Here is a 16110-nt window from a genome sequence, read left to right as displayed (position 1 = left end):
GTCTGCAAATCTGCTTAATGCGCCAGTGCTTCCGCGACGTCGATGCTCACCACATCATCCTCGCTAATCGGCATTTCCAGTGTCTGATACAGCACTTCAAGCCGTTCACACAGAATATAGCTCAGCAGATCTTTCGCCTGCGGATTATCCAGCGACACAATGGCATAAGACAAGGCACGGCAGTGATCGACGATCTCTTCCAGTTCCAGCGGGGTATTGTCGTAAAGGTTAGGCATGTTGAGTACTCCAGAAAATAGTGAATTTACTACCACTTGAGACGCTAACCTCGGGGTGGTAGCTCAAACAGCGTTAGCGTTACCGGTTTTCTGGATCCGGTGCTTCATGAGAAGCCACTGTCTGAGCCACCATAATTTGGGTGAGAACAGACCGTACCACATTCCCCATTTTTTCATAGGGTTGTCGGTACCAGAAAATGACAGAACGCTAATTCTGACTGCGGATTTTGCCGCAGCGAAGGGAGTCTAATACGTGGGGATTTGTACAGTAAGCGGAATTTTTAGGCAGTTTTCAGTTTTGCGAGGTGTCTTGGAAAAGGTATGAAACTTGAAAAGTAACGGCGTTGTCCATTGCGTTTATTTGGCGATAAAAGTAGTCAAACCATTCAAAAAATAAATGCATGAGTTGTATGCAATTGAGAACATCTTATACTTTCAACCTATTGATTCAACTAACAGGTATCGATAGATGATGGACGAAGAGATGTGTGTCGTTCTTGCGGAGAGTGATGACTCCAAATGGGATGACAAAACGGGAGAGCGATATCATTTTCCTAAGCAGTATCAAAAGTCACTCAGCCCTGGAATGCGTTTTGTGTATTACAAAGGGAGGCTAAAGGCAGAGCATAAAGAGTATTCGTCACAGCGTTTGTCTGATGCCCCGCACTATTTTGGTATCGGACGCATACGCGAGATCAAACCGGATGAAGCCGGTCATCTATATGCAGTATTGACGGATTTCCAGCCGTTTGAACAGGCTGTGTTAGCTAAAAATGACGGTGTCTATTACGAAGAAATTCCAGACCAACAAAAAACCAATTATTGGCGTTTTAGTGTTCGTCCCATATCAGGAGAGGTTTTTGCCGATATTGCTGTTGCGTCTGCGCTAACGGAATCACGCTTTATTATGGATGACATTAAAAGCGAGGAAATCCGTATAGAAGATGAAGCCGATGAAGAGTCTCTGGTTTCATATGAGGAAGGGAAGAAAACTTCTAAGTTCGTTACAAAGTATGAAAGAAACCCAAAACTGAAGAAGTTGGCAAAAAGCATACATGGCACTACCTGTTTCGCTTGTGGCTTCAACTTTGGTGATTTCTACGGAGAATATGCGACCGACTTTATCCATATTCATCACGTTGTGCCTGTTTCCGAATTTGGTAAATCGAAGATCGTAAATCCAAAAACCGATCTTGTTCCCGTTTGCGCCAATTGTCACGGGATCATTCATCGCAAAAAAGACCGTACGCTCTCGATTGATGAGCTAAAAGCTATGATAGCTGCGAGTAAAAAAACGCCCTGACAAGGGCGTTTTGCATCTAAAAACCCCACCCTCTAAAAAATCCGCCCCATCTCCAGTTGCCCCATCAGCAGCGCGTTATCGCTGTAATCCACCGGGACGGCGACGACGGCGGGGCCTTGTACGTCCATGGCGGCGCGCAGTGTGCTTTCCAGCGTTTCGGCGGAGGTGACGGCAAACCCTTTGGCGCCGAAGGCGTCGGCGTAGGCTTTGAAATCAATCGGGCCGAACTGGATGCCGGAGGTGCGATGGTATTTTTTCTCTTCCTGAATCGCCACCATGTTGTAGGCCTCATCGACCCAGATGATGTGCAGCAGGTTGACGCCCAGACGGACGGCGGTTTCCAGTTCCATGCTTGATTGCATAAAGCCGCCGTCGCCGGATACGGAAACCACTTTGCGGCTGGGATCGACCAGCGCAGCGCCAATCGCCCATGGCAGCGCGACACCCATGGTTTGCTGGCCGTTGGAAATCAGCACCTGACGCGCACGGAAGCTGTAAAGGTAACGGGCGATCCAGATATGGAAACTGCCCATATCAACGCACAGGGTGACGTCGCTGTTAACGATGTCCTGCATCGCGCGCACCAGACGCAGCGGGTGGATGGCAAACTGATTCAGGCTGCGGCCTTTCTGGGCCAGCAGTTCGCGCTGCTGACGGCGATCGTCGAGGATCGCAATAGCAGAAGCACTCAGATCGATGCGCTGCGGGATCTGTTCTGTCAGCAGATCCAGTGTGTCGGCGATATCGCCCACCAGTTCGACGTCCGGCAGATAGTCGCTGTCGGTTTCGGCGGGCATCACGTCGATGTGAACCAGTTCGGCGCTGCCGTTGCTCCATTGCACCGGTTCATACTCGACCGGGCTGTAACCGATGGTGATGACCAGATCTGCGTTACGCAGCAGGCGGTCACCGGCCTGATTGTTGAACAGACCGACGCGACCGGCGAAGCGATGGAACGAAGCCTGATCGATAACGCCTGCCGCCTGATAGGTGCTGGTGACCGGCAGATCGCTTTTATGCAGCAGACGACGGATCGCCTCGGCGTTGCGCGGCTGGCTGGCCATCAGGCCGAGCAGCAGGACCGGATTTTTGGCCTGTTTCAGTAATTGTGCGACCTGCAATATCGCGTCGTGCGGCGCGCTGCCCAGTACCGGCGGTTGCGAGGTCAGGAGTTTGCCGCTGGCCGGTTCATTGACGATATCCATCGGCAGGCTGATAAATGCTGCACCCGGACGCCCGAACTCGGCGGCGCGAAAACCATTCGCCAGCACTTCGGCCAGCGCGGAAGATGAGGTGACTTCGGCGGAATACTTGGTGACCGGGCGGAACATCGCGACGGTGTCCATGGTCTGGTGCACCTGTTTAACGTGGTCGGCGCGTTTCACCGCGCCCCCTAAAGCCACCAGCGGATCGCCTTCGGAGGTCGCGGTGGCAACGCCGGTGATCAGGTTCGAACAACCGGGGCCGGAGGTGACCAGCGCGACGCCCGCTTTCCCGGTCAGGCGGCCGACGGCACCGGCCATAAAGGCGGCGTTGGCTTCGTGACGCACCGGAATGGTTTTGATGCGGGAATCGACCAGCGAATCGAAAACACGATCGATTTTTGCGCCGGGAATGCCGAACACGTGTTTGACACCCTGTGCTTCAAGCTGCGCGACGACCAGATCCGCACCGCATTTCCATTCGCTTTGGCTGTCTGAATTTTTCATGGCTTTATTCCTTTTGTCTGCGGACTGTTAACTTTCAACGGACTGAATCGCATCATTTAAATCGTCAGGGCATAAGTTGGCGTGCAGGAAATCGCTGTCCTGCGGAAAGTCGATCAACAGCTTCTCGACCGTGCCGAAAGTCAGCACGCCGCGCTCAACCTGGTAATCCAGCACATGGCCGCCGCTGCTGCGTGTCTGATTGATGAAATGTTCGTGATAGCCCGCCACGTTGATGCCCTGCATATACGCAGGTGTCAGAAAGCCAATCAGCACGCCCTGGCTGTTTTCAATATGAAATGTTGGCTGCGCTTCGATGGCTTCGAGCATCGGTTTATAAGGGCGGTGCTGTTCCGGTACGGTGCGAGTCTCGACGCGGCTGAACTCACCATCAATGCGCAATGCGCAGAAGGTGTTCTGGCTGGCGACGGCGTTATCAATTACGGCGTGGATTTGTTCACGGCTGTGCGGGCGGTCAATCACGTATTCATTAGTCGGGTTAAAGAATGTCATGACGGCGAAGGGCGTTTTTTGTTCAGGAAGGGCGCGCCGGGCGCTGCCGTCGCCACGCAACTGGAAGATATTACTGTTGAATGCGATCAGTTCGCCGTCGAGATGGTTAAAGGTGCCGAGGCCAAAATCGCCGTGTTTCAGCAGGTCTGCCATCGTGGTGTCGCCTTCATAGACGCCGCTCAGCAAGGCGCTCATCAGTGACGACTGATAAAGCACGCGGTCAGGATGCTGATGTTTAAACGCTGTCGCCGTGCGGGCAATATCGGCGACGCAGGAACAGGACTCAGAATGGCTTTTCATGCAGGGGGTCTCCGTCGAATAATTAACTTTGCTAACTAAAAGGTTGACCCCATTCCGTCCTGAGTTCCAATATAAGGAGGTGTTTACTTTGAGACGTTTTTGATATGGAACTTCGTCATCTGCGTTATTTTGTCGCGGTAGCCGAGGCGGGCCACTTCACCCGTGCTGCCGAACTCCTGGGAATATCCCAGCCTCCCCTGAGCCAGCAAATCCAGCGGCTCGAACATGAAATCGGAACCCCTTTACTCAAGCGTCTGACCCGTGGCGTTGAGCTGACCGAAGCCGGAAAAGTGCTGTATGACGACGCACAAACCATCATCAAACTGACCGATGCCGCCTTTGAACGTACGCGCGCGGTGGCACGCGGCCTGAACGGTACGCTGCGCATCGGTTTTGCCACCTCAACGGCCTTCAATCCGCAGGTGTTTGAGCTGCTGCATCGCTTCCGTGACAAGTACCCGGGCATGGTGCTGGAGCCGCAGGAAAAAGATATGGCGGGGCTGATGACCGCGATGAGCGAGGGCGCGCTGGATGCGGCGTTTATCCGTCTGCCTTGCGAGCGCAGCAAGGAGTTCAGTTATAAGGTGCTGGATATTGAGGAAATGATGGTGGCGTTGCCGAAGAAGCATCCGCTCAGTCAGGGGAAAGAAGTCCGGCTGGCAGCGCTGCGCCACGACACGCTGATCACCTTTCCCCGCGATTTATCGCCGGGGCTTTATGATGCCGTGACACAGGCGTGTAAAGAGGCGGGATTTTCGCCGCGCTACGGGCAGCAGTGTCCGCAAATTACCTCGGCGCTGAGTATGGTGGCGACAGGATTTGGTTACGCGCTGGTGCCGGCGTCGCTAAGTAAAATTGATGAAACCAATGTGCGCTGTCTGCCCCTGGCAGGGCAGACATTAACGACGCAGATCGCGCTCGCCTGGCGCAGAACGGATAACTGCAAGGCGGCGCTGCATATGGTGGGGTTGTTGTAAGTTACACCACAATAATCACAGAAACGCGACGGTTCTGGGCGCGTCCGGCCTGGGTTTTATTGCTGGCGACCGGCTGGCTCTGCCCTAATCCGCGGGTATGGATATTGGCGCGTGGCATGCCGGCATCGGCAAAGGCGGCGGCAACGGTGTTAGCGCGGCGCAGAGACAGATCGTTGTTGTAACCGGCGTCGCCGTAGTTGTCGGTATGGCCGTCGAGATTGACTTTATTCAGCCCGACATGCAGCAGTTCACTGGCCAGTTTTTCCACCGACTGCTTACTTTCTGCCGAAAGCGTCGCCTGATTATTGCCAAACAGCACTTTGGCATCCAGCCCGAGTTCCCAGCCTTCGGCTGTCTGTGAGAAGCCGTTTTTTTGCAGTACGGCGATCTGTTCCGGCGTTAATCCCGCCGGTTTGGTCTGACAGGCGGCCAGCAGCAGAATGCACAGCCCCATTGCGGCGAACTGAAACCAGGTCTTGAAAGTGTTGCAGGTATTCATTGTCATTAATTCCTTTTAGTCTTTCATCACGACAGGAAGCGGCATGCCTGAAGAAACATGCCAGCAACTGCCGGAAATTTTTTTCGAGCGGTACATGGCCTCATCGGCCTTATCCAGTAACTCTTTCGCGTTAGTGGCCTGAGAAGGCGACAGCGCGATACCGATACTGAGAGAAACATCCAGCGTCTTGTTATTGAGCAGGATGACAGGGGTTTTCATGATTTCAACAATGCGTTCGGCAAAAGCCACGGCCTCTGCGGTGGAAACCATCGGTTCAAGCAAGATGGCAAATTCATCACCGCCCAGACGCGCCAGCACATCGCCTTTTCGCAGTGTTTTCGCCAGCCGTTCACCAATCACCATCAGCACGCGGTCCCCGGCAGCATGACCGAGTGAGTCATTGATCTCTTTAAAGTTATCGACATCAATAAACAGCAACGCCAGTGAAAGCGCCGGGCGCATCGGGTTAAAGCATTGAATAAGCGTATCAATGAAAAACGCGCGATTATGCAGGCCGGTCAATCCATCATGCAATGCTTTTTGGGTCAGTGAGACGTTCTCGTTGCGCATATGGTTTTCCCAGGCTTCCAGCTCCGTCAGCAGGCTGTTGAAGTCCTGGCTCAGCGTGTGCAGCTCGGCAATCGGCGCAGAAGGGACACGCAGGCTGAACGAACGGTTAGCGCTGACGTCATGAGTGACGCGCGTAATGTGGCCGAGAGCATCGACAATACCTTTTTGCATCCGGCGGGAAAAATACAGCGCCACCAGGGCCGTCAGTACCAGACAGCCGATCAGGCTAAGCACCGTTTCCAGCAGGAAACCCGCCAGGGTTCCGCCATTACCGGCGAGCCAGACGGTACCGATGAGCGAACCGGAATGATTCACCGGCATCGTGACAGGCTCCGGGAAAGCCAGGTGGCCGACGAACTGCCCGAGCTTGTCCCAGTTGCTGTTCACCGGCCGCTGCCATTCAGTGAACGTTGCGCCGGCAGGGGTCAGAATTTTAGCCTGCGTGAAATCGCCGCGTTTAGCGATGAACTCCAGCGACTCGTGCGCGGCGGCAGGATCATTGAACACCAGCGCCGCTTCGGTGGTGTAGCTGATAGCACGAGCGGTCAGTTGCAGATTATTTTCGGCATGCGAACGCAGGGCGATCAGGGCCAGCAAGATCAGTAAAAAACCGGCAAGGCCAATCGCGGTCAAAATCACAATCACATGGATTCTGTTCAGTGCGGCGCTCAGCGTCGGGCGCTGGCGCGGCTGTTCTGTGTCAGGAACAGGAATTTTATTTTCCATGGTTACTCCTTTTCCCTGGCAAGTTGTAATACGGCGGGATTAACCCGCACACCGCTGCGGGACAGCGTGTCCAGATTCAGTTTGAATCCGGTGTGAAGGGGCGTGATCACCAGACAAAAAGCGTTCAGTAATCCGCAGGTCTCGTCTTCTTCGCTGATCGTTAAAATGGCATGGCCTTCCAGGCGCTGATGCAAATCGTTCTGCTGTTCAGCCGTTATTCTGCCGGAATAAATGGCATCGCACTGCGCGGTCAGCAGCGGGCTGTCAAAAGGCAACGTCATCACTTTGAGCGGTCTGCCAGCAAAAGCGCTGCCATCGGGCGTGAGTAGCGCCGCGTATTTAACTGGCTGAATGATGCAAAGTGTTAAAGAAGACGAGGTCGTTTTGTCGGGCCAGCGCGAATAACTGAGGATACCGTTAACGGTCTGGGCGACGGCGGCGTCGGGTGACGTCTCGCTGGTTTCTGCGATAACCGGTTTTAACGGAGCGATCAGAAGCACCATCAGCAGGGCGAAGCCATACGCAGCCTTAAAAAAATGGCCGACACGTATCTTCACTAACAGGTAAAAAGGTGATCGGGCTTTTTCCATAGCGTCACTCTGTGTTTCTTCCGGTTGAAATTGTTTCACCGGAATAAGAATAACTTTATCGGCATGATTTCTGAAAGCGTCAATAAAAAGTTTTTCACCCTGAAACAACACGCATCTTGTGTAGAATTTTTTACAGAAACCAGGAAAACAGCGAATACTGAAGAGAATCTAATGAATGTTTAGGTTAATGAGCGTGGTTGATTTTTGAGCAGCGATAAGAGGGGCGGCGTCGATAAATAATACACATTGGTGTTATTTCAACCGTTATTAAAATAATAGTCACGGTCATAACAAAATATGACAAAAAATAAATGTTACCGTAATCACCGTTTGATGAATTTAAATTGCAGGAAATGTTAATAGATTGGAATTTAAAGGAATAATAGACGGCATTTTAGCTATATTCGTGACCATGATCTCAAAGCCACACCGTTAGTCAGATTTTTATGCTGCTGATAGGTATCATGCCCGCATTAATGGTATGTTTTAACCGTCAGGGTGGTTTTTTCGATGACGGGTGCAGTAAAAAAACATCAACCATTCCTGGGGAAAACGGAATTATTTTTATAATTAGGTGCTGAGGAATCATGGATAATACAACAATCGGGACGCTGTCTGAAAAATCAATAAGTTCCTGGCGTAAAACTGACACCATGTGGATGTTAGGTTTATATGGAACGGCAATTGGTGCGGGTGTTCTTTTTCTTCCTATTAATGCCGGTATTGGCGGATTAATTCCGTTAATTATTATGGCGATTCTCGCCTTCCCAATGACTTTCTTCGCTCACCGCGGATTAACCCGTTTTGTTTTATCGGGTAAAAATGCCGGTGAAGATATTACGGAAGTCGTGGAAGAACATTTTGGTATTACGGCCGGTAAATTAATTACGCTGCTGTATTTCTTCGCCATTTATCCTATTTTGCTGGTTTACAGCGTGGCGATCACTAATACGGTTGAGAGTTTTATTACTCACCAGATGCATATGAATGCGCCACCGCGTGCGTTGCTGTCACTGATCCTGATCCTCGGATTAATGACACTGGTGCATTTTGGTCAGGATATGATCGTGAAAGCGATGAGTATTCTGGTATTCCCGTTTGTGACGGTGCTGATGGCGCTGGCGCTTTACCTTATTCCTAACTGGAATATGTCAGTGTTTACAAACGCCTCGCTTTCCGGTAACGGCGTAGGTCACGGTATGCTGATGACGCTGTGGCTGGTGATCCCGGTGATGGTGTTCTCGTTCAACCACTCGCCTATTATCTCCTCTTTTGCAGTGGCAAAACGCAAAGAATACGGTGATGGCGCTGAGAAAAAATGTTCGCGCATTCTGGCATTTAGCCACATCATGATGGTGATCACGGTGATGTTCTTTGTCTTCAGCTGCGTCCTGAGCCTGTCTCCGGCCGACCTGATGGAAGCCAAATCGCAAAACGTGTCTATTCTGTCTTATTTAGCGAACCACTTCTCTAACCCGGTCATTGAATATATCGCGCCATTTATTGCCTTTATTGCCATTACTAAATCTTTCCTCGGCCATTATCTGGGTGCACGCGAAGGTTTTAACGGCATGGTGATTAAATCTTTGCGCAGTAAAGGCAAGAAAATTGCCCTGCCAACGCTGAACCGTTATACCGGTATCTTCATGTTATTAACCACCTGGTTAGTGGCAACCCTGAATCCAAGTATTCTGGGTATGATCGAAACGCTGGGCGGTCCGATTATTGCGATGCTGTTATTCCTGATGCCAATGTATGCCATCCGTAAAGTTCCGGCGATGAAAAAATACAGCGGCCATATCAGTAATGTCTTCGTTGCTGTAATGGGTCTGATTGCGATGTCAGCCATTGTATTCAGCCTGATGGGTTAATGATTAAAGCTTCTGAAATAAAGTGAGCGGGAATATCCCGCTCCTTTCTCTCCCGTTTTTCTGTTTATTCCGCCCGTAAATAATTTCACTTGGAGTACCCACCGTGATCAGCGTCTTCGATATTTTCAAAATTGGTATTGGTCCTTCCAGTTCGCATACTGTTGGCCCGATGAAAGCCGGGAAAATATTCACTGATGAACTTATCTCTTCAGGCCATATAACCCAAACCACCCGCGTGGCGGTTGATGTTTACGGATCATTATCATTAACCGGTAAAGGTCACCACACTGATCTGGCTATTATCATGGGGCTGGCGGGGAATATGCCGGATGATGTGGATATCGATGCGATCCCTGCGTTTATCCGTGAGGTAGAAAATACCGGGCGTCTGATGCTGGGCAAGGGCGCAAAAGAAGTGGATTTCCCGGCCAGCTCAGGCATGAATTTCCATTCCGGTAATCTGCCGTTGCATGAAAACGGCATGACAATCAGTGCGTTCAGCGGCGATGAACTGCTCTATACCCAAACTTATTACTCTATCGGCGGTGGCTTTATTGTCGAAGCCAGCAAATTTGGTATGCAGGATGAAAATCCGGTGGTGCGCCCGTATCCGTTCCATTCAGCCAGCGATTTGCAAAAACACTGTACGGACACCGGCCTGTCGTTGTCGGCACTGATGCTGCAAAACGAACTGGCGGGACACACACGCACAGAAATCAGCGATCACTTTGCGGCCATCTGGAATGTGATGAGCGAAGGCATTACGCGTGGCATTCATACCGAAGGCTTGCTGCCGGGACCGATGAAAATCAACCGCCGTGCCGCCGCACTGCGCCGCATTCTGGTGACGCAGGATAAGAACAATGTCGATCCGATGGGTGTTGTTGACTGGATCAACATGTACGCGATGGCGGTTAATGAAGAAAATGCGGCAGGCGGGCGTGTGGTCACTGCACCGACCAACGGCGCGTGTGGCATTATTCCTGCCGTGCTGACGTATTACGATCAGTTTATCCGCCCGATCAGCCCTGATTCGTACAGCCGCTTCTTCCTGGCTTCCGGCGCGGTCGGTATTCTGTTCAAAATGAACGCTTCGATTTCCGGTGCGGAAGTGGGGTGTCAGGGCGAAGTGGGCGTGGCCTGTTCTATGGCGGCGGCAGGTCTGACCGAACTGCTGGGCGGCAGCACCGCGCAGGTGTTTATGGCGGCAGAAATCGCGATGGAACATCACCTCGGGCTGACCTGTGATCCGCTGGCCGGACAGGTTCAGGTGCCATGCATCGAGCGTAACGCCATTTCGGCTGTGAAAGCCGTCAATGCGTCGCGCATGGCATTACGCCGCACCAGCGAACCGCGTGTGTGCCTCGATAAAGTCATCGAAACCATGTACGAAACCGGCAAGGACATGAACTCGAAATACCGTGAAACCTCGACAGGCGGGTTGGCTATCAAGGTTCTCGCCTGCAATTGATTTCTTTTCTCATCATTTCCTAAAAGGCGGGAAACCGCCTTTCCCGCCCCCTTCGTTACTTTTCCCTGTGTTATGTTTTGGGTTATCTATACTGCGTAGAAGCTCTTTTTTCACCTGGAAAACAGTTAAAAGGAAAGGTCCGGTATGTCTAAATTCTTTATGAATGACCGCAAGACTCTGATTAACGATGTTATTGAAGGGGTGATCCTGACCTCTCCCTACAAAAACCTGGCAAAACTGGACATCGATCCGGCAATCCGCGTTGTCGTGCGGCGTGACTGGGATAAGAAAAAAGTTGCGCTGATTTCAGGCGGTGGCTCGGGTCATGAACCGGCGCACGTGGGGTTTGTCGGCAAAGGCATGCTCACGGCGGCGGTGTGTGGCGAAGTGTTTGCTTCTCCGAGCGTGGACGCCGTGCTGAACGCGATTGTGGCGGTTACCGGCAAAGCGGGCTGTCTGCTGATCGTCAAAAACTACACCGGCGACCGTCTGAACTTTGGTCTGGCCGCTGAGAAAGCAAAAGGTATGGGCTATAACGTCGAGCTGGTGATGGTCTCCGACGACATTTCCCTGCCGGAAAACAAGCAGCCACGCGGCATCGCCGGTACGGCGCTGGTGCATAAAATTGCCGGTTACGCGGCTGAGCAGGGCAAATCCCTGAAAGATGTCACCAAAATCGCCCAGCAGGCGATTAATGCGACCGCCAGTATTGGTGTCGCGGCGGCGGGGTGCAGCCTGCCGGGAGGCGGTGAAGATGAAGAAGAGCAACGTATCGAATCGGGCCACGTTGAGCTGGGATTAGGTATTCACGGCGAACCGGGTGTGTCGACCATGAAAACCCAGAACAGCAAAAAAGTGGTGGATACGCTGGTCGGCAAGCTTGCGGAACATGTGAAGAAAAGCGACAAGCTGGCGGTGCTGATCAATAACCTCGGCGGCGTCTCTCCGCTCGAAATGAATCAGATCACCAAAGAACTGGTGCATTCTGCGCTCGGCAGTTCGATCCGTTATCTGATTGGCCCCGCATCGCTGGTCAGTGCGCTGGATATGAAAGGGTTCTCGCTCTCGGTGATTGCCCTTAAAGGCGGCATTGAGGAAGCCTTGCTGGCAGAAGTGGAAGCCTCCGGCTGGCAGCCTCTGGTGAAGCTTGAGAAACTGGCGATCAAAAAAGGCAAGAAAATCAGCGATAAGAAAACGGTAAAAGCCTCGTCCAATGCGCAGGTTGGCAAAATCGTTGAAACCATTACTCAGACACTTTCTGATCTGGAAGATGAGCTGAATAAACTCGATGCCAAAGTCGGTGACGGCGATACCGGTTCGACGTTTGCCACCGGCGCGCGCGATATCCAGAAAGAAAACAAAGGCAAAAGATTACCGCTGAATAATGTGGCCGATCTTCTGGGCGTTGTCGGCGATCGTCTGGCGACCGTCATGGGCGGATCCAGCGGCGTGCTGATGTCGATCTTCTTTACCGCCGCCGGTAAGAAAGTCGGTGAGGGGGAGAAGTTGCCGAAAGCGTTGCTGTCCGGTCTCGAACGCATGAAGCATTACGGCGGGGCAGATCTCGGGGATCGCACGATGATCGACGCACTGCAACCGGCGCTGGAAGCCCTTGGCAAAAAAGATGCGCTGAAAGGGGCGGCTAAAGCGGCAGCCAAAGGGGCCAAAGACACGGCCAGCATGAAGAAAGCCAATGCGGGGCGCTCTTCTTATCTCAGCAGCAACAGCCTGAAAGGGGTGAAAGATCCCGGCGCAGTGGCCGTTGAAAAAGTGTTTGAGGCGCTGGCGAAAAAATAAGATTGAGCTCAGCAAAAAAGAAAGGCCTGCGGGAAACCGGCAGGCCTTTTTTATGGCAATGAAAACGTCAGGTAATCGCATTGGGATCAATCAGCGAATAAAGCTTTTTATCATGGATCCGCTGTGAAATTTTGTACTGATTTTGTTCATAAATAACGAACTTGCCGATACGGATCGCTTCACGGGAATCCCTGTTAGCAAAATGGTCGTAAACACCGCCGGGATATTTCCCCTTCAGGCCACGGTTAGACCATTTATTCATTTTCATTTTCCACTCAAGAGAATAATGCGCCAGAGGGCAGACGATCTTTGCCCACGGATCGCAAATCAGTGCGTTCTCAAGGATTTTGCCGTTGTTATGTACAGGCTGGGTGCCGACTAATACCAGGCAATGGTCGACCGGACGCGTAATGAAGATGCTGATCACTTTTAATGGCGTACCGGCGAGCCTTTCCCATTTTTGAATGTTTTCACTGATATAACAAAATGCGACGCGGGCATTTTCGCCGCAGTTGCCCGCATTTTCTTTCCCGTTGCGATAATCTTCTTCAACTTTCCGGTAAAGCTGCTGGGAGGAAAGATTGAGCTTTCGCAGACCCCGCACCATGGCACCCCGATCCCTGTCGCCGCCCAGTGAATGCAGCCGGTATTTTTTAGGATCCGACATCATCAGACCATCAATCATTCTTTTATCCGGATAAAACTTATTGGCAGATTTCAGCGACAGTCGTGAACGCGTAAACAGCATGGCTTCGGTAAGCTTGGGTAAGAGTAATTTCTGGAAACGTTTATTATCCATAACGCTATTTTTCCTTTAAAACCTGATTCAGCAATGGACTATTTGAGCACTCTTTATTGCCGGTATAAAGGAAATGACTTCTTAAGAAATACTGGATCTGCTGAGACCCTCCGCGCCGGAGCAACCTGGATATAATACGGCGCTCAGTCAGAAAACATAATTTGATCTAAAACAATTTTAAGCGATTTGCTCACCCGCCGCAGTTTCCGTCCCCGTATAATTTGCGGCCAATTATTTGCCGCCGAACGAAGACCTTACTATGCCAGTCAGTCTGATCCAACCCGATCGCACCCTGTTTTCTTACCCACGTTACTGGGCCGAATGCTACGGCACTGCGCCGTTTTTCCCGATGACCCGGGAGGAAATGGAACAGCTTGGCTGGGACAGTTGTGATGTGATCGTGGTGACCGGCGATGCCTATGTCGATCATCCGAGTTTTGGCATGGCGATCATTGGCCGCATGCTGGAAGCGCAGGGATTCCGCGTCGGGATCATCGCGCAGCCGGACTGGACCAGCAAAGAAGATTTCATGCGGCTCGGGAAGCCGAATCTGTTTTACGGCGTGACTGCCGGCAATATGGATTCGATGATCAACCGTTATACCGCCGACCGGAAGCTGCGTCATGACGATGCCTATACGCCGGGTAACGTGGGTGGAAAACGTCCAGATCGCGCGACGCTGGTCTACACGCAGCGCTGTAAAGAAGCCTACAGCGATGTACCGGTTTTGCTCGGTGGTATCGAAGCCAGCCTGCGACGTATCGCACATTACGATTACTGGTCCGATACCGTGCGGCGCTCGGTACTGGTGGATTCCAAAGCTGACATGCTGATTTATGGCAACGGCGAAAGGCCGCTGGTGGAAGTGGCGCACCGTCTGGCGGCGGGCGAATCTATCACTGATATTCACGATGTGCGTAACACTGCCGTGATGCGCAAAACGGCGCTTATCGGCTGGAGCGGTGTCGATTCCACGCGGCTCGATAAGCCAGGACGTATTGAACCGATCATGAACCCGTATGGCGAAGATCTGCCGTGCTCGGAAGGAGAGTTGCCTGCGCCGGATGCCCCGCAACCGGTAACGGTGCGCGCGCCAAAGCCGAAACCGTGGGAGAAAACCTACGTTCTGTTGCCATCATTTGAAAAAGTGAAGGCCGATAAAGTGCTTTACGCACATACCTCGCGCATTCTGCATCATGAAACCAACCCCGGCTGTGCGCGTGCCCTGATGCAAAAACACGGCGACCGCTATGTGTGGATCAACCCACCGGCGATCCCGTTGTCGACCGAAGAAATGGACGAAGTGTTTGGCCTGCCGTTCCAGCGCGTACCGCACCCGTCTTACGGCAAAGCGACAATTCCGGCATATGACATGATCCGTTTCTCGATCAATATTATGCGTGGCTGTTACGGCGGTTGTGCGTTTTGTTCGATCACCGAGCATGAAGGGCGGATCATTCAGAGCCGCTCGGAAGCGTCGATCGTCCGCGAAATAGAAGAGATCCGCGACAATGTACCGGGATTCACCGGTGTGATTTCCGATCTGGGTGGCCCGACCGCCAACATGTATATGCTGCGCTGTCAGTCGCCGAAAGCGGAACAAAGTTGCCGCCGTGCGTCCTGTGTGTATCCGGAAATCTGTACGCACATGGACACTAACCATGAACCGACGATCAACCTTTACCGCCGTACGCGCAGCCTGAAGGGCATCAAGAAAATACTGATCGCCTCGGGCGTACGTTACGATCTGGCGGTAGAAGATCCGCGTTATATCAAAGAGCTGGCCGAACATCACGTGGGGGGATATCTGAAGATCGCGCCGGAACATACGGAAGCCGGACCGCTGTCCAAAATGATGAAGCCTGGAATGGGCAGCTATTACCGCTTCAAGGAGCTTTTCGACAGCTATTCCAAACAGGCCGGAAAAGAGCAATATCTGATCCCGTACTTTATCTCCGCACATCCGGGGACACGTACCGAAGACATGATCAACCTGGCGCTGTGGCTGAAGAAAAATCGCTTCCGGCTGGATCAGGTGCAGAACTTTTACCCGTCGCCGCTCGCCAGCGCCACCACCATGTATTACAGCGGTAAGAATCCGCTCGGTAAAGTGGATTATAAAAGTGAAGACGTCGTGGTGCCGAAAGGCGATCGTCAGCGGCGGTTGCATAAAGCCTTGCTGCGCTATCACGATCCGGTGAACTGGCCGGTGATCCGCGAGGCGCTGACCGCGATGGGCATGCGCCGTCTGATTGGCATCCGGCCTGATTGTCTGGTGCCGCCGGACGGTTTTGATCCGAAGTTTGCGGCGTCAGTTTCAGGCAAAGCGAAACCGGCCACCACGCGTTTTACCGCCTCAAAAGCGCAGAATCCGTCTGCCGGAAAAGGAAAACCCTCCGGGCAGAGGGTTAATCGAGGTAAAAGACCGGTTTAAGATCGTTACTGACCGGGCTGTTATCGGCATTGGCAGGCATTACGTCTGCCATATGCTTCCACCATTTCTGGCAGATTTCCGTTTTTGCTACCGCGTTCCATCTTTCTTCTGATTCTATTTCCACATAGCCAAACAGCAGATTACGTTTTTCATCAAGAAAAATGCTGTAGTGATGCGCGCCGTGGGCTTTCAGGGTTTCCGCCAGTTCCGGCCAGATTGGCGAATGACGGCGCTGATATTCATCGTGTGCATTCGCATTAACCTGCATCACGAAGGATTTACGGATCATGTTTTTCTCCGGTTAGATTATCGGGGGGG

Annotated in this window: 14 protein-coding genes; 6 read left to right on the top strand and 8 right to left on the bottom strand. The window is 52.2% G+C overall.

Translation table 11 applies throughout. The annotated features are described in order from the left end of the window. Nucleotides 1-14 precede the first annotated feature (14 nt). The gene (locus UC14_RS06545; RefSeq protein ID WP_013577139.1) at nucleotides 15-236 is read right to left on the bottom strand and encodes a hypothetical protein; all 222 of its coding nucleotides are present in this window, start codon (nucleotides 234-236) and stop codon (nucleotides 15-17) included. A 469-nt stretch (nucleotides 237-705) separates the two neighbouring features. Here UC14_RS06545 and UC14_RS06540 point away from each other — a divergent pair, with 469 nt between their 5' ends. After that, on the top strand, nucleotides 706-1539 hold the full coding sequence (locus tag UC14_RS06540) for an HNH endonuclease (RefSeq protein WP_198670057.1): 834 nt from the start codon (nucleotides 706-708) through the stop codon (nucleotides 1537-1539). A 32-nt stretch (nucleotides 1540-1571) separates the two neighbouring features. Here UC14_RS06540 and alsS read toward each other — a convergent pair whose 3' ends face one another. Then, on the bottom strand, nucleotides 1572-3248 hold the full coding sequence (alsS, locus tag UC14_RS06535) for an acetolactate synthase AlsS (RefSeq protein ID WP_112197408.1): 1677 nt from the start codon (nucleotides 3246-3248) through the stop codon (nucleotides 1572-1574). A gap of 27 nt (nucleotides 3249-3275) precedes the next feature. Continuing rightward, nucleotides 3276-4058, bottom strand: coding sequence for an acetolactate decarboxylase (budA, locus tag UC14_RS06530; RefSeq protein ID WP_013577135.1), 783 nt, complete (start codon nucleotides 4056-4058; stop codon nucleotides 3276-3278). A gap of 104 nt (nucleotides 4059-4162) precedes the next feature. On the opposite strand from budA, the gene UC14_RS06525 reads away from it, so the two are divergent. Next, complete coding sequence (locus UC14_RS06525; RefSeq protein WP_013577134.1) at nucleotides 4163-5035, top strand: LysR family transcriptional regulator; 873 nt, start codon at nucleotides 4163-4165, stop codon at nucleotides 5033-5035. Nucleotide 5036: 1 nt separating this feature from the next. Here the strand turns inward: UC14_RS06525 and UC14_RS06520 are convergent, their stop codons facing one another. From UC14_RS06520 to UC14_RS06510, 3 genes are read right to left on the bottom strand one after another with little or no spacing between them, the layout of a single operon-like run. Continuing rightward, nucleotides 5037-5534: an OmpA family protein gene (locus tag UC14_RS06520; protein WP_037033513.1), complete on the bottom strand. Its 498-nt coding sequence runs from the start codon at nucleotides 5532-5534 to the stop codon at nucleotides 5037-5039. A gap of 15 nt (nucleotides 5535-5549) precedes the next feature. Further along, nucleotides 5550-6830 (bottom strand): diguanylate cyclase domain-containing protein, encoded by a 1281-nt coding sequence (locus UC14_RS06515; protein WP_112197407.1) that lies wholly within the window; start codon nucleotides 6828-6830, stop codon nucleotides 5550-5552. Nucleotides 6831-6832: 2 nt separating this feature from the next. Further along, nucleotides 6833-7420 carry a YfiR family protein gene (locus UC14_RS06510; protein ID WP_013577131.1) on the bottom strand — a complete coding sequence of 196 codons (588 nt, stop codon included), beginning with the start codon at nucleotides 7418-7420 and terminating at the stop codon, nucleotides 6833-6835. Between the two features lie 587 nt (nucleotides 7421-8007). Between UC14_RS06510 and UC14_RS06505 the strand changes: the two genes are divergently transcribed. From UC14_RS06505 to UC14_RS06495, 3 genes are all read left to right on the top strand, one after another. Beyond that, nucleotides 8008-9291 (top strand): HAAAP family serine/threonine permease, encoded by a 1284-nt coding sequence (locus UC14_RS06505; RefSeq protein WP_013577130.1) that lies wholly within the window; start codon nucleotides 8008-8010, stop codon nucleotides 9289-9291. Nucleotides 9292-9394: 103 nt separating this feature from the next. After that, nucleotides 9395-10762: an L-serine ammonia-lyase gene (locus UC14_RS06500; RefSeq protein WP_013577129.1), complete on the top strand. Its 1368-nt coding sequence runs from the start codon at nucleotides 9395-9397 to the stop codon at nucleotides 10760-10762. Nucleotides 10763-10906: 144 nt separating this feature from the next. Next, nucleotides 10907-12559: a dihydroxyacetone kinase subunit DhaK gene (locus UC14_RS06495; protein WP_112197406.1), complete on the top strand. Its 1653-nt coding sequence runs from the start codon at nucleotides 10907-10909 to the stop codon at nucleotides 12557-12559. 67 nt (nucleotides 12560-12626) lie between these two features. Here the strand turns inward: UC14_RS06495 and UC14_RS06490 are convergent, their stop codons facing one another. Beyond that, a complete protein-coding gene (locus UC14_RS06490; protein WP_013577127.1) occupies nucleotides 12627-13358 on the bottom strand; it encodes a hypothetical protein in 732 nt (243 codons plus the stop codon). Between the two features lie 259 nt (nucleotides 13359-13617). Between UC14_RS06490 and UC14_RS06485 the strand changes: the two genes are divergently transcribed. After that, complete coding sequence (locus UC14_RS06485; protein ID WP_013577126.1) at nucleotides 13618-15792, top strand: YgiQ family radical SAM protein; 2175 nt, start codon at nucleotides 13618-13620, stop codon at nucleotides 15790-15792. Here the strand turns inward: UC14_RS06485 and rhaM are convergent. Then, nucleotides 15767-16081 (bottom strand): L-rhamnose mutarotase, encoded by a 315-nt coding sequence (gene rhaM / locus UC14_RS06480; RefSeq protein WP_013577125.1) that lies wholly within the window; start codon nucleotides 16079-16081, stop codon nucleotides 15767-15769. The two genes, UC14_RS06485 and rhaM, sit on opposite strands and share 26 nt — an antisense overlap. Between the last annotated feature and the right edge of the window lie 29 nt (nucleotides 16082-16110).

This window comes from Rahnella sp. NRRL B-41462 (assembly GCF_003263525.1).
Lineage (GTDB): Bacteria > Pseudomonadota > Gammaproteobacteria > Enterobacterales > Enterobacteriaceae > Rahnella > Rahnella aceris.
This window is presented reverse-complemented; position numbering and strand designations above follow the sequence as displayed.